The sequence below is a fragment of the Microbispora sp. H10949 genome (genome assembly GCF_014161435.1).
Classification (GTDB): domain Bacteria; phylum Actinomycetota; class Actinomycetes; order Streptosporangiales; family Streptosporangiaceae; genus Microbispora; species Microbispora triticiradicis.
Genome location: NZ_JABBWZ010000007.1, coordinates 474133 through 488077 on the forward strand (window position 1 = coordinate 474133; position 13945 = coordinate 488077).

The window sequence follows — 13945 nt, forward strand, 5'->3', positions numbered from 1 at the left end:
CTGACAAAGCTTACTTATGGTGAGGCTATCTTTCGCTGGGGCTGGAGGTTAGTGTCTGCATTCAAGACCCGGACATATAGCCCAGTCTCCCCCCAGTTCACGCCGTCCCCCCATGTGTCACAGCGAGGTGAACTTTGTCTGTGCTGCCCTCGTCTCGTCGGAGCGCTCAACGAGGCCTGATCACAGTGACCGGATCAAGGAGGACCAATTGAGAGTGCGACAGCAAAGGTCACGTCACAGGCTGAGTCGCAAGGGCAGAGGTGTCGCCGGCCTGGTACTGGGTGGGCTTCTCTCGGTCTCGTTCGTGGCGACGCCCTCGCACGCCGCCGAGGGGACGCTCGACGAGGGTCTGGTGCACCACTTCGCCCTCGACGAGACCAGTGGGACGACGCTGGTCAACTCGGGTAGCGCGGGCTCGGCGGCGAACGCCACGCTCGTGAATCCGGGAAAGGCGACCTTGACCGGCGATGGAGTCAGGTTCAACCCCGGCTCCTACGAGAGCGCCCTCGACGGTGCGTACGTGAAGCTGCCGAACAACCTCACCGCCGGCATGTCGAACCTCACCGTCGACTATGACGTGTGGATCGACCCGGCGAACGTCGGCGAGCACCAGATGTGGGGCTTCGGCGCGAAGTCCGGCTCGTGCGACGTCGACACCGGCGCCCAGGGCTCCATCTTCGCGTCGAACACCCAACGGTTCCGCGTCGCGGTGGGTTCGGCGAACCTCCAGCAGAACCGCGTCCGGATGACCGAGGGAGCCTGGACGCACGTCACCTACACGCAGTCGCTGAACCCGAACGGCACGAGCTGGACCGGCACGCTTTACCTCGACGGCGTGCAGCACGCGACGGCAACGAACCTGACCACGCCGCCGTCGGTGAACGCCGCGGGGACCAACTGCAACTTCCTCGCTCGCTCGCAGACGTCGAGCCACTACTCGTTCCGCGGAACGCTCCGGGACTTCCGGGTCTACGACCGGGCAGTGAGCGTCGACGAGACACTCGCCCTGGCGAAAAGGACCGTCTCCACCGGCGTTCACGCCGACGCCGAAGCCATCGACCTCGGCCTGACCAGTGCGATCGTACGCGACATCGTTCTGCCCAAGGTGGGCTCCGTGGCGGGCTCGACCATCACGTGGACGAGTTCGGACCCGTCGGTCGTCCAGGTCTACACCCCGCCGGCCCTCCCCAGCGCACGCAAGGTCGCGGTCACCGGCAGGATCACCCGGCCCGCGAAGGGGCAGCCCGACGCGACGGCCACGCTCACGGCGACCGTCCGCAAGGGCTCCCAGGAGGTCACCACACGGGAGATCCCCGTTGTGGTGAAGGCCGAGTTCGACGACGCGCAGGCGGTCGGCCGTGACACGTTCGACCTGACCCTGCACGACACCGACGACCTGCGCGGAAACATCAACCTCCCCGTCACCGGCGAGTTCGGATCCACGATCACCTGGAAGTCGACCACCGACCTCGTCACCCCGAAGGGTGAGGTGACCCGCCCGGCGTTCGGCCGTGCGGACGCCGACGCCGTACTGACGGCGACCATCACCAAGGGGTCGGCCTCGCAGACGAAGTCGTTTCCGGTGACCATCACCGCCATGCCCCGCTCCGAGGAGCGCGAGCGGTACTTCCTGGGGTACTTCAAGGGCGAGGGGATCGCCGACGGCGAGCAGATCATGTTCGCGACGTCCAACGGGAACACCGCTCTGGACTGGACCGGGCTGACCGGAGGCCGGCCGTCGCTCATCTCCCAGCTGGGCGACCAGGGCCTTCGTGACCCGCACATCGTCCGCTCGCCCGACGGCGACACGTTCTACATGATCGCCACCGACCTGAACTGGTACGACCAGGGCGGATACGCCATCAACGACACCCAGTACATCGAGGTGTTCGAGTCGCACGACCTCGTGCACTGGACTCCTCAGCGGCACGTGAAAGTCGCGCCCGACAACGCGGGCAACGCCTTCGCGCCCGAGTCGCTGTGGGTCGAGGAGATCGGCGCCTACGCCGTGTTCTGGGCACAGTCACTGTGGAACGACCCCGTGAACCGCACCGGTCAGGGGAACGCGCAGATGTGGTACACCACGACGCGCGACTTCCAGACGTTCTCCGCTCCCAAGGTCTGGCAGAACCCGGCCCCTCTGTCGCGGATCGACACGACCGCGATCCGGGTCGGTGACTACTACTACCGCGTGACCAAGAACGAGGCCGGCAACCAGGGCTCGGACATCTTCTCGGAGAAGCACACCGACTTCCTGGACAGCAACATCGCCAACTGGAAGTCGCTCGCTCCGGCTCTGGGGCGCACGACGTGGGTCGCCGACCAGGGGTACGAAGGGCCGATCATCTTCAAGGCCAACCCTGGTGACACCTCCTGCCCCGGCCAGTTCTACCTCTGGGGCGACCGGTACACGAACGGTGGTGGCTACCAGGCCGCGTGCCACGAGAACATCGAGGCTCCGACCTGGAACGCCAAGGCGATCACGATGACCAACGCGGGCGTCGTCCGGCCGCGTCACGGCACCGTGATCCCGATCACCCTCCGCGAGTGGAACGACATCCGCAAGATCCCGAACAGCGACGTCGCGACCACCACGGAGGTGGCTGTCAAGCCGTACGCGAGCGGGGCCCAGACGACCACGGCCACGGCCACGGTCAAGGCGGCCGACGGGTTCGAGACCGGCGGTCAGGTGCGGTTCAGCATCGGCTCGTGGTCGAAGCTCGCCTACCTGGAGGACGGCGCGGCCACGGTCACGCTGCCGGAAGGTCTGCCCGCGGGTACCCGGACGGTCAAGGCCGAGTACCTCGGCATCGACTACCTGAAGGCGTCGGAGGGCACGGCGTCGTTCACGGTGCCGGTCGTTCCGGAGCTCGCGCTGACCGTGACCGCCACCGCCCGCTGCGTGGGCACCACGGCGTACGTGGCCGTGACCGCGGTCAACGACGCCGCCGTGCCGGCGAACGTGACGCTGACCACCCCCTACGGTTCGAAGACCGTGGCCGACGTTGCCCAAGGCAAGCAGGCCTACCAGTCCTTCAACTCCAGGGCCGGGCAGATCGCCACGGGCAGTGCGACCGTGACGGCGACCGCGACGATCGATGGCCGGCAGGTCACCTCGACCTACAACCCCTCCTACACCGCCATCAACTGCGCCTAACCCGACCGGCCACGGCGCGTTCCCGCTACTGAACCGGGGCCGGGAGGCAGGTGGCGGGCCGGCGAGCTCAACCTCGCCGGCCCGCCAGAAGGACACGATGCCGCTCCGCTCCGCGTGGGAGGCAGTCACCCGGCAACGCAGAAGGCCGGTTCCGATGATCGGAACCGGCCTCTCAGCTGGTACTGCATGGTCGGGGTGGCGGGATTCGAATCCACGACCTCTTCGTCCCGAAGCGGCCTCGGCCGGGTTGTCGCTGCACCGCATCCCAGGGCAACGACGCTCAAGCAGTTGGCCGGGACGCGGTGGGGTGATGGCCTCGAATCACATCCTGACGCGTTTGAATCCTCAAATCGGAGGGCTACCCGGAACTTGGTGAGATGACGGCCGAGCCGGTCATGCGAGGCCTCGGTTCCCTCGATCGCTGGGCTCTGCTTGCTACGGGGTGCTCTGTCTGCCAGCCGGGCACGTCGTACCGGTCTACGGCGCGTCCCATCACTGCAGCCTAATTGCGGCTGTAGGTGAACGAGTCGTGAGATGCAGGCGACTGTGTCTGCTGCTACTGGCAGAATAGAGGGTCTTACCTTAGGTGCGCGGTGGGCGACTGAGGGTGGAGGAGGATATTGGAACTCAAGGTGTCTCTCGATGCCGGCTCGGAAGCGGACGAAATCGAAATCGAGCGACTTTCTCGTAACCTGCGCGGCGAACTCCTCGACCTGGACGTGGACGACGTGAGGCACCTTCCCGACTCGGCCCCGGCGAACGCCAAAGCGGGGGATGGGGCGATCTGGACGACGCTGCTGGTGACGTTATCCGCCTCCGGTGGTGTCATCACCACGATCATCGCGGCGATAAACGGATGGCTGAGCCGACGTCAGGAGCCGGTGACGGTGACCGTGCAGTTCGGCGACAACTCGATCACCTTGCCCAACGCCACCGATGAGGAGCGTCGCCTGCTGCTCGACGCCTTCATCGCGCAGCAGGAACGCCACTGACCATGGGCAGGTACGCCCTTCTCGTCGGATCGGACGACTACACCGAGGACGCCCGACTGCGCAGGCTGCGTGGCCCTCAGGCCGATGTACGGGCGTTGGCGCGTGTACTGAGCGATCCCGGCGTCGGGGCGTTCGAGGTCGAGACCGTCATCAACGAGCCGTCCCATGTGGTCAGCACGAGGCTGGAGGCGTTCTTCAGCGGGCACAAACGCGACGATCTACTGCTGTTCTATTTCACCGGGCACGGGCTTCTGGATCCGGAGGGCCGCCTCTTCTTCGCGATGACGAACACCCGATTCGGCCTGCTCGGCTCCACTGCTGTTTCCGCGCAGTTCGTCAAGGACGTGCTCAACCCCAGCAGGTCCCGAACCAAGGTGGTGATTCTCGACTGCTGCGGCAGTGGCGCGTTTCCGCGAGACATGATCGCGAAACAGGCGCGTACGTTGCAGGCGGCACAGCAGCTTCAGGGGCACGGCCGTGTGATTTTGACCGCGTCCGACGCTCTGCAGTACGCATTCGAGGACGGCGGTGTCGTCGGCGACGCGACAACGTCTGTTTTCACGCGATTCCTTGTCGAAGGCCTGGAGACCGGTGCCGCCGATCTCAACTTCGATGGCGAGGTGGACCTCGACGAACTTTACGACTACGCCTATGAGCGCACCGTCGAGGCGAACCCCACCCAGCACCCGCAGAAGCTGTCGTTGGTCAGCGGGAAGGTCGTCATCGCCAAGAACGCCGCCAGGCCTGCCCTGCTTCCCCCCGGTCTGCACGATGCCCTGCGCAACTCTCACCCCGGGATCCGCCTGACCGCCGTGGATGAAACGGCAAAACTCCTGCTGAACGCAGACGGCGACGTCGTCACCGCCGCTCTCACCGTCCTGCGCCGCCTTCAGTCTGACGCAGATCGCCGGGTAGCGGCCCGCGCCACCCGTTTCATCACCGACTGGACCACTCCATACGGGCCGGCACCTCCTGGAGAGGCGGCCATACCGGTGTTCAGGCAGGTCGGCGGGGAAAACACCGCCGCCGACTTGCCACGCCGACCGGTGGGTGACCGGCGGACAAGAGCCGAGGGGAGGCCGCGGGGCAAGGACTCGCACGCCGGGGGCCGGGTATCGGCCGCAGAGCCGGCGAGAGCCCCGCAGCCCGCTGCACCCGTGCGGACCCCTCCAGTCCGTGTGGGGACCAGCCGGAAGCCACCAGCGCGACGGTCGCGGAGCGGTGACCCGCTTAGCTGGGTTTTCCTGCAGATCGGCAGGCTGGTCATGGGGCCGTGGCTGCTGCTGGCCCGCAGCGTTGGCCATCTGGCCCGGACCCCCTGGAAACGGTCTGTCGACATCGATCCCGATCGCCGAAGAGACGGGGTGGCGCTCGCGGTGCTGATCGTCGCTTCGATGTGTGTAGCTGTCATCAATCGCAACAGCGGTGATGGCTGGATGGAGATGGCCAATGCGGTGATTCGCGCCTTGCTCGGCTCGTTGGCCTGGTCGTTGCCCGCGGCGCTCTCCTGGGTTTCTTGGCGGTTGTTTCGCCGGGCCGACCAGAACTTCGAGACCAGCAGGATGGGCATCGGCTGGACCGCGCTGCTGGCCGGGATCCTAGGGATCGTGCACGTCGCCCACGGCACGCCGTACCCCTCGGGCGGACCGACCGACGGCATGGACAACGTGTCGGCGGCGGGCGGCATAGTCGGCTTCATCGTCTCGGCGCCGCCGTCGAGCATCCTGCCGGCGTTCATCACGATCCCGCTGCTGGTGATGCTGTCGGGCTTCGGCCTGCTGGTGATCACCGCGACCCCGGTGCACCGCGTCCCCGAGCGCCTCGCCGAGGTCCGGCACAAGCTCTTCCCCCGGACGTAGGAGTCCACGGAGCTCCGCAAGATCTCCGCGTCGCGCAAGCTGGAGCAGTTCGTCCTGTCCAGCCAGGAAGGCCCCACACGCTGTCCGATCTCGCGATGGCCGACCGCATCTGCCTGCTGGAGCCCGCCAGGCCCGCCTGGATCGGCGACCGCCTCCGCGTCCCACGGGTGCACGTGTCCGAGGCCTACGGGCTCGATCTGGACGCCTGCTGGCCGCACCTGTGGCTGATCGTGCCGCAGGAGAGCCGGACCGCGGTGGAGGCCGCGCGCGACTCGCTGGCCGCCGCCGCGCGCCTGACGGGCTGGTCCGCGCTCTACCTGCTGCTGGCCGTGTGGTGGTGGCCCGGCGCGGTCATCGCGGGCCTGTTGTTCGCGACCGCGTGGTCGCGTGCGCGGATGGCCGCCGCCACGCTGGCGGACCTGGCGGAGACGGTCGTCGACCTGCACGTCGGTGACCTGAGCGACCGGCTGGCCCCAGCCCGTCAGGCCGAACCCCTCACCGGCCGCGCACTGACCAGCCTCCTTCGCAGAAGCCGCTGGGACCCCGATTATCCGGGCGGGTGGAGCTCCGAGGGCGGTTAGTCGCGGAGAGTCCTGGGCACTCGCAGCGGCGACGTAAGGAGCAGAAGGATGGGGAAGCGTCAGTGCCGCCGCCACGGTCTCGCCGCGCTGGCCGTGGGAGTGGCCGTGTCCGGTTTCACCGCCGCCTGCGGCGGAGACCACGAACCTCTCGGCTCCGGGGCCGTCGCGACCGCCACGCCGGGGGCGCATCGGCCTCAGCGGACGTCCCCCCCTCCCTCCTCCGGCTCCGCTGAGGACCGCGAGGCCGTACGCTTCGCCCCTCGGGTCGTCGCCCATGCGAGCAAGGCCCGGGTGCATTCGTCGCTGCTGATGGCGATCCTGCTGAACGAGTCGAACAAGCCGCACGATCCGGCGCTGGAGCGGGCCTGGCAGAAGCTCAAGCCTGACGCGGCCTTCGGCATAGCGAACATGCACAAGGCCGCCTTCGACGAGGCCAAGCGGGGGCGCGACTTCGCCGCCCGGCAGTGGGAGGAGCTGCCCGACGACCCCGATCTGGCCATCGAGTCCGCGGCCTGGTACCTCCACGACCTCGCCGGCCACCTGCCGGCCAAGTGGCGCACCCCGTACACGAAGGACGAGCTGCTCGCTCTCGGATACAACGCCGGGCCGGGCAACATGCGGGCGTTCGCCCGGGGCGCGAAGCTGGGGCAGGAGGCCCGGTCGTACCTGGAGCGCCTGCGCGGGAACTGGCCCGCGGCGCAGGACGCCGTACGGCACCTCCGGTAGCCCGTCGGCGTGGACGTCGAGCGGCTTCCGGAGCTCCGGGTGGCCGGCGCCGCCAGGGCGCCGTGGCCCTCCCGTCCTTCGGCAGGCCGCCGAGCCCTGCGTCCCAGCCTTACCCGTCGCCGAGCGCCGCGTCGAGTGGCGTAGATCGCACCTTCCACGATGACGTCGGCCATGAGCATTCACCGCGTGGAGGCCGGGGCAGCCGGGCTGCGAGTCGGGCAACGCCGACATGAGTGGGTGGTGAGTAGGACCGGGAGCTAACGGACCGGCAGCGCAGACCTGGGGCCGAGGTTCAATCGGGTGCCGGAGCGGGTGACCTTTAGGGCTGCCTGAGGTTGCCAACGGTTACGTGATCGGGTTCAAACCACTAACGCCACGCTAATGAACGATCAAGGGCCTGATCGCTGTCTCCAGCGATCAGGCCCTTGACCTGCAATTTCCGAGTCGGGGTGGCGGGATTTGAACCCACGGCCTCTTCGTCCCGAAGCAATCAAGATCAGGGCGGCACCTCGGCCTATAGGGCGTCTGACCTGCGATTCCAGTCCACCAAGATCTGTCAGTGTCCGAGGTTGTCCGCGGCCGTTGTCACTCAGTTCGTCACTCACTCTCCGACCCGGAACGCACACCGAGCCGGCGGTCACTCTGCCTGGGTGCGCTCTTCCGGGGCGGTGACGAAGCTGCCCATGCCGGGCTCGGTGTGGATCAGGCCGTCTGCCCTGAGCGCTCGCATGACCTTCTGGCCGGTGGCGTTCGCGATGCCGAACTCTTCGATCAGGGCGACGAGTGATGGGATGCGCTCGCCAGGCTTGTACTCGCCGGAGGCGATACGAGTCTTGATGATCTCGTATACCTGCCGCCACCTGGGCTGATTGGCCCTGAACTCCATCACGCGAGCAACGGTAGGAAGCCATTGCACGCCGTGGCGATGGACAGCACGCTATAGCGTGCCATAGCTTTCTTTGCCTACCATGCAGCTCATGGACCTGTGGGAGGAGAGCGAAATGAGCGGCGAGAAGGCGGCGACTGTCCCTGTCCTGACCCTTAGCGGTCTACGGGAGGCGTTTCCCGGCTGGAGTATCTGGCGAAGCTCGGCGGGACGCCTGTGGGCGACGCGCAACGGTCGCCTGACAAACGAGGACTACAACCGCGGCCTATGCCGGACCATCGATGGCGATGACGTCGGCCAACTGGCCGAGGAGCTTAAGCAGCAAGCCGCGCTGGCGGTCGCTCTGCCCGACAGCGAAGCGCTGTGCCCTGTCCCTCGGGAGACCTCGCACTGAGCGGCATCACGTGGACGCGAAACTGCGGGATCTCCTTCATCACCCGGCGGACTTGGTGGAGGAGCCGGACTGTCCAGGCTTCTCGCCGCACCTCCGCTGCGCTGTACCCGAACCGGAGGAACTGTTCTGGGTCTCTCAGCCTCGCGGGCCGTACCGAGTCGTGGACTACACCTGCGACTGCGAAGCCGTGTTCTATGAGCTGATCTCCTGTGGCGGCATCTACCAGATTCACAAGGTTGTGCAGTCGGAACCGCCCGAGCATTCCTACGCGGGCGGCTGGCGGCCTAGTGAGGCCCGTCTCTGGTGGCATTCGGTCCTGCTGGGCCGAGTTCGCTAGCGATCGCCTCGTACGCCGTCGTCCCACCGCGAAGCGGCAGCGGGCCGGGGACGGAGGGGCAAGTCTGGCCTCGCGTGTACCTGGCTCCCGGTGACCTTCCGTGCTCGCTGGTTGTCCTGCCCGCACGGCCGGGCTTGCGCCGTAGGAGCCGGTCTGCTGGGCTCTGCCTGGGGCGATGGCGGGCGAGGCGATCAGCCCCCACCACCTACGGCCCGCGCTCGTGCTCGCCGACACCTCGGGGCCGGAGTGCCCCCGCCGGAGGCACAATCATGCTCAGCCCTCGTCGGCCATGCACCTGAAGCCGGGGAGCGTAGCGGCCGGCGCAACGCCGTAGGCGCCCGAAGGGCCGCGAAGCGGTTGGGCCGGCGGCGGAGCGGTGGGCGACGGCGCGTGTGTGATCGGCGGGTTCGGTCGGTACGGCCTGGCGCTGGTTGCCGTGGGGCGGCCCGAGCCGCTGACGTCCGGGACCGGCCGGAGAGCCGCACGCCCGGACGGCGGGCGGGCGTGGGGCCGCCAGCGGCGGCGCGGAGCGCCGTCGCCTTGAATCAGTAAAGAAACTTTGAGCCCACTACACCCGAAGGGCCGCGAGTCCTCCTGGTTCGGCTGAGTCGTGGTCGCTGACGGATGCGGCCTCGAAGCGGTCGCCGGGGGCTTCGATCTCGGTGAACTCCAGCGGGCGGCCGTGCTGGCTGAGCATGACCCGCCGCACGACCAGCAGGGGCGTTCCGATCGGCTCCATGCCGAGATCCTCGTAGGTCTCGCCGTACGGCATCCGGGCGTGGACGGAGGCGGTCCAGCGCAGCGGCCCATGCTGCCTCTCCAAGTGGGCGTAGTAGTCCTCGGGCTCGACGTGGGATTCGATCTCCCGGCCTGAGCCTTCACCTCGGATCGTCGCGACTTGGTCGGCGAGCACGTACGAGGACAGATGGATGCGGGCGCGGGTCTTGGTGTGCTGCCAGTAGGCGTAGCGGTAGACGACCATGGTCCCCCGGCGTACCGCCAGGATGTCGGCTCTGCTGCCCTCGGCGGTCATGAACAGCGCCGAGTTCGGCGTGACCTTGCTCTGGGCGCGCTCGGCCTCGCTGGGGACGGTGACATGTTCCCATCCTTGCTTGGCGGGGTCGTAGGCCGGGCTCAGCAGGTCCTCGTGATCGGGCCAGCCGGTGAGGATCAGGCGGCGGTCGGGAGTCGGGCGGACGAATGTGCCGCGTCCGTGGGCGACCGTCAGCAGTCCCTCTCCGGCGAGCTGGGCGATGGCCTTGCGGATGGTCGGCCGGGAGGTGGCGTACTCGCTGGCGAGGAACGCCTCTCCCGGTAGGGCCTGGCCGGGCTGGTAGTGGTCTTCCAGCACGTCGTTGCGCAAGAGGTCGGCGATGATCCGCCAGCGGGCGGCCTCCTTCTCCTCGGGCATGTGCCGTTGTCCCTTCTTCTCGTCGCTGATGTCTTTACAAGAGGTAGCACGTGTTGGCTAACATGTCTACGTGACCGAACACGTAGCACGTCTTGGACTACCTGTCGGCAACGAGGTAAGGAGGTTAACGATGAACGAGGAGGCAAACCCGGCGTCCACGAACGGACAGGACGCCCACCCCGAATGGCTCACCGACATGGTCCGGGTCCTCAACGACCCCGGCTATGAGCGGTGGCGCTCCATGGTGGCGGCAACCGGCGGTTGCTCACACCCCGTGCACCTGGCCGGTGAATCGCATGTGATCGACGCGGCGACCGGCGAGGTTCTGCACTCCTACCGGACGGCCGACGAACCGTCCGGGCACCTGCTGGTCGCGTGCGGGAACCGCCGCGCGTCGGTCTGCCCCGCGTGCTCGGAGGTCTACCGGGCCGACACCTACCAACTCATCCGGGCGGGCCTGTCCGGCGGCAAAGGCGTGCCGGAACAGGTCAGCGAACACCCTCGCGTGTTCGCCACCCTCACCGCGCCGTCCTTCGGGCCGGTCCACACCGTGCGCGAGCGCAACGGCAAGACGCTGCACTGCCGCCCCCGCAAGAACGCAGGCACCTGCCCCCACGGGAAACCGGTGGGCTGCCCGGAGGTCCACGACACGGGTGATCAGCTACTCGGGCAGCCCATCTGCCCGGAGTGCTACGACTACCCGGGCGCGGTGCTCTGGCAGGCGCATGCGGGCCTGCTGTGGCACCGGTTCACTCTCGGCCTGCGCCGGGAGATGGCCAAGCTCGCCGGGATCAGCCGCACCTCCTTCACCCAGCAGGTCCGGCTGTCGTTCGCCAAGGTGGCCGAATACCAGCGGCGCGGCCTGGTCCACTTCCACACCGTGATCCGGCTCGACGGCCCGGAGGGTCCGGCCGACAGGCCGCCCGTATGGGCGACCACCGACCTACTCAGCGAGGCGATCCCGCTGGCCGTCCGCGCGGTTCACATCTCCACGCCGGACAGCGCGATCGGCACCCGCCTGCTCGGCTGGGGTGACCAGCTCGACGTTCGCCCCATCCTCCTCTCGCGGGACCTGGACGGCCTCAGCGAGGAAGCGGTGGCGGGCTACATCGCCAAGTACGCCACCAAGGGCGCGGAAGCCTCCGGAACCGTCGATCACCGCCTGTCTTGCGGCACCTGCGGCGGCCGGGGCCGCCCCTCTGGCCGGGGCCTGCTGGTCACCTGCGCCCGCTGCAAGGGGACGGGCCTGAAACCGGGGCTCGATCTGGAGGCGCTGCCCGTCACCGACCACGCCCGGCGCATGATCCGCACCTGCTGGGACCTCGGTGCGCGGCCGGAGTTCGCGGGCCTCCGGCTCCGGCCGTGGGCGCACATGCTCGGCTTCCGGGGCCACTTCTCCAGCAAGAGCCGCCGCTACTCCACCCGGCTTCTCGACCTCCGGCAGGCACGCACCGACCACCGCGCCAAGGAGGCACGTGAACGCCACGGGTTGCCCGACCCTGGCGAGGAGACCACGCTCGTGCTCGCGCACTGGCGATTCGCCGGCAGCGGCCACACCCCCGGTGAAGCCGTCCTGGCCGAACAGCTCCGCCAACGCATCGAACTCGCCCGGAAGATCGCCGCCCAGCGGACGGCCGAATGACCGAACCCGGGAGCGACGACCGGCGGCTTTACCGCATCCCTGACGCGATGCGCCTGCTCAGCCTGAGCCGCAGCGTGATCTACGAGCAGATCCGGGCGGGCCGCCTGCGCACCGTCCGCCAGGGTCGTACCCGGCTCATCCCGGCCTCGGCCATCGACGACTACATCGCCCTACTCGAACAGGAGGCGAAAGCATCATGACCGCACGACGCAGCCGGGGAGACGGCGGCCTGCACTGGGACGAGCAACGGCAACGCTGGATCGCCTCGGTGACGGTCGGCTACACCCCCGCCGGAAAGCGCATCGTCAAGAAGGCCAGCGGCAAGACCAAGACCGAAGCCAAGGCCAAGCTCAAAGAGATACTCCGCGACTATGAAGACGGCCTCGCCATCGCTCCGGCCGATTACACGGTGGAGCGCGCGGTGAATGACTGGCTGGCCTACGGGCTCAATGGACGCGACAAGGGCACCGTCGCTGCCTGCACGATCTTGAGTAATACCCACATCATTCCCGCGCTCGGTGCTCGAAAGCTCCGGGACCTCAGCGCGGAAGACGTGGACAAGTGGCTCGCCGAGAAGGCAAAAACCCTGAGCACGCGAACTCTCCAAGGGCTTCACTCGTGCCTGAACCGGGCGATCAAGCGAGCGATGGCGCGCGACAAGGTCAAGCGCAACGTGGTGGCGCTCTGCTCTGTCCCGAAAGGCAAGGCAGGCCGCCCGTCCAAGGCCCTCACGTTCGCTCAGGCGGAAGCCGTACTCAAGGCGGCCGAGGGCTCACGGATGTACGCCTACATCGTCCTGTCCCTGCTCACGGGAGCACGGACGGAGGAACTTAGGGCGTTGACGTGGGATCACGTGGACGTGGAAGGCGACCCGAACGCCAATCCGCCTGTGCCTCCGCATGTGGCTGTCTGGCGTTCCGTACGAGCCGGGGGCGACACCAAGACGCGTAAGTCGCGCCGGACACTCGCCCTATCCAAGCGCTGCCTGGACGCGTTACAGCGCCAGGGGGAGCAGCAGGGAAGGGAGCGGGAAGCCGCAGGGGAGAAGTGGCAGGAGAACAACCTTGTGTTCGCATCCAAGGTCGGGACCCCACTCGATCCCTCGCACGTACGGCGCGACTTCCGCAACGCCATCAAGGACGCCGAGGGGGTGGACCCGGCAGAGTGGACGCCCCGTGAACTCCGGCACAGCTTCGTCTCGCTGCTCTCGGACAACGGCCTCCCCTTGGAGGAGATCTCCCGGCTCGTCGGCCACAGCAGCACTGCCGTCACGGAGGCCGTCTACCGCAAGCAGATCCGTCCGGTACTTCAGGCAGGGGCCGTGGCCATGGATCGCATCTTCGACACCTGATCGTGAGTTTCCGCCGATCGAGGGGCCATTCTGATTCCTCTGAATGGCCCCTCGTCTGCGCTTTGTATGATCACGTCCGTGTCCGAACGATTCGATCTCGCAGCCGATCTCGCCGCTGGTGTGCGGGACAAGGACAGTGCTTGGACCTTCATACGGCGCTTCGCGGAAGCCTGGATGACTCCTCTCAGGGATGGAGACGGTTACACCGCGGAGGAGCTGAACGCCGTTGAGCAGCGGTTGGGCCTCAAGCTCCCGGACGCACTGCGCGAGGCGTACATGCTCTTCGGCAAGCGTGCGGATCTTTGCGGCACTCTGCACTTCCTGCAGCCCCCGGACGAGCTCCGCGTGGACGAAGATAGCGGCCTGCTGCTCTATCAGCACGAGAATCAGGGCGTCTGGGAGCGCTACATACGAGTGGCGGACCTCGACATGGACGATCCGCCTACAGTGCAGTCCTCCGACTGCGATCATGACGAGCATCAGGGACTGTAAGAACAACGGTGTAACTCCTGATCAAGGAGACACCTGTGACGAGTACGGTGATCCAGGCATCCGAAGCGTTGGACCTGGAGGACGCCGCGGTGGCGCGGAAAGAGGATGAAGCGTCGG

12 protein-coding genes are annotated in these 13945 nt (G+C 67.5%); 10 read left to right on the plus strand and 2 right to left on the minus strand.

Annotated features, from left to right (window positions below; translation table 11 throughout):
* The first annotated feature begins 304 nt into the window (after positions 1-304).
* The 5 genes from HHX40_RS21470 (at position 305) to HHX40_RS21490 (ending at position 7315) form a co-directional block, all read left to right on the plus strand.
* Positions 305-3157, plus strand: coding sequence for an immunoglobulin-like domain-containing protein (locus HHX40_RS21470; protein ID WP_182882000.1), 2853 nt, complete (start codon positions 305-307; stop codon positions 3155-3157).
* Between the two features lie 620 nt (positions 3158-3777).
* Positions 3778-4149: an effector-associated constant component EACC1 gene (locus tag HHX40_RS21475; protein WP_182872952.1), complete on the plus strand. Its 372-nt coding sequence runs from the start codon at positions 3778-3780 to the stop codon at positions 4147-4149.
* A gap of 2 nt (positions 4150-4151) precedes the next feature.
* Complete coding sequence (locus HHX40_RS21480; RefSeq protein ID WP_182882001.1) at positions 4152-6008, plus strand: DNA translocase FtsK 4TM domain-containing protein; 1857 nt, start codon at positions 4152-4154, stop codon at positions 6006-6008.
* 95 nt (positions 6009-6103) lie between these two features.
* Complete coding sequence (locus HHX40_RS21485; RefSeq protein WP_182882002.1) at positions 6104-6589, plus strand: hypothetical protein; 486 nt, start codon at positions 6104-6106, stop codon at positions 6587-6589.
* 48 nt (positions 6590-6637) lie between these two features.
* On the plus strand, positions 6638-7315 hold the full coding sequence (locus HHX40_RS21490) for a transglycosylase SLT domain-containing protein (RefSeq protein ID WP_182872949.1): 678 nt from the start codon (positions 6638-6640) through the stop codon (positions 7313-7315).
* A 637-nt stretch (positions 7316-7952) separates the two neighbouring features.
* Here the strand turns inward: HHX40_RS21490 and HHX40_RS21495 are convergent.
* On the minus strand, positions 7953-8201 hold the full coding sequence (locus tag HHX40_RS21495; protein ID WP_182882055.1) for a winged helix-turn-helix domain-containing protein: 249 nt from the start codon (positions 8199-8201) through the stop codon (positions 7953-7955).
* Between the two features lie 91 nt (positions 8202-8292).
* Here HHX40_RS21495 and HHX40_RS21500 point away from each other — a divergent pair, with 91 nt between their 5' ends.
* A complete protein-coding gene (locus HHX40_RS21500) occupies positions 8293-8595 on the plus strand; it encodes a hypothetical protein (RefSeq protein WP_182882003.1) in 303 nt (100 codons plus the stop codon).
* Between the two features lie 905 nt (positions 8596-9500).
* On the opposite strand, the gene HHX40_RS21505 is transcribed toward HHX40_RS21500, so the two are convergent.
* A complete protein-coding gene (locus HHX40_RS21505; RefSeq protein ID WP_182882004.1) occupies positions 9501-10343 on the minus strand; it encodes a GntR family transcriptional regulator in 843 nt (280 codons plus the stop codon).
* 130 nt (positions 10344-10473) lie between these two features.
* Here HHX40_RS21505 and HHX40_RS21510 point away from each other — a divergent pair, with 130 nt between their 5' ends.
* From HHX40_RS21510 to HHX40_RS21525, 4 genes are all read left to right on the plus strand, one after another.
* Positions 10474-11985 (plus strand): replication initiator, encoded by a 1512-nt coding sequence (locus tag HHX40_RS21510; RefSeq protein ID WP_182882005.1) that lies wholly within the window; start codon positions 10474-10476, stop codon positions 11983-11985.
* Complete coding sequence (locus tag HHX40_RS21515; protein WP_182882006.1) at positions 11982-12185, plus strand: helix-turn-helix domain-containing protein; 204 nt, start codon at positions 11982-11984, stop codon at positions 12183-12185. The genes HHX40_RS21510 and HHX40_RS21515 overlap by 4 nt, the downstream gene beginning before the upstream one ends.
* Complete coding sequence (locus HHX40_RS36960) at positions 12182-13336, plus strand: tyrosine-type recombinase/integrase (RefSeq protein WP_182882007.1); 1155 nt, start codon at positions 12182-12184, stop codon at positions 13334-13336. The genes HHX40_RS21515 and HHX40_RS36960 overlap by 4 nt, the downstream gene beginning before the upstream one ends.
* A 78-nt stretch (positions 13337-13414) precedes the next feature.
* Entirely contained in the window at positions 13415-13828 is a 414-nt protein-coding gene (locus HHX40_RS21525) for an SMI1/KNR4 family protein (RefSeq protein WP_182882008.1), read from the plus strand.
* Positions 13829-13945 lie beyond the last annotated feature (117 nt).

Bases quoted from the DNA above. Each gene is read 5' to 3' on its own strand.
- HHX40_RS21480 (WP_182882001.1), top strand. From the start codon at position 4,152: ATGGGCAGGTACGCCCTTCTCGTCGGATCGGACGACTACACCGAGGAC.
- HHX40_RS21485 (WP_182882002.1), top strand. From the start codon at position 6,104: ATGGCCGACCGCATCTGCCTGCTGGAGCCCGCCAGGCCCGCCTGGATC.
- HHX40_RS21490 (WP_182872949.1), top strand. From the start codon at position 6,638: ATGGGGAAGCGTCAGTGCCGCCGCCACGGTCTCGCCGCGCTGGCCGTG.
- HHX40_RS21495 (WP_182882055.1), bottom strand. From the start codon at position 8,201: ATGGAGTTCAGGGCCAATCAGCCCAGGTGGCGGCAGGTATACGAGATC.
- HHX40_RS21500 (WP_182882003.1), top strand. From the start codon at position 8,293: ATGGACCTGTGGGAGGAGAGCGAAATGAGCGGCGAGAAGGCGGCGACT.
- HHX40_RS21505 (WP_182882004.1), bottom strand. From the start codon at position 10,343: ATGCCCGAGGAGAAGGAGGCCGCCCGCTGGCGGATCATCGCCGACCTC.
- HHX40_RS21510 (WP_182882005.1), top strand. From the start codon at position 10,474: ATGAACGAGGAGGCAAACCCGGCGTCCACGAACGGACAGGACGCCCAC.
- HHX40_RS21515 (WP_182882006.1), top strand. From the start codon at position 11,982: ATGACCGAACCCGGGAGCGACGACCGGCGGCTTTACCGCATCCCTGAC.
- HHX40_RS36960 (WP_182882007.1), top strand. From the start codon at position 12,182: ATGACCGCACGACGCAGCCGGGGAGACGGCGGCCTGCACTGGGACGAG.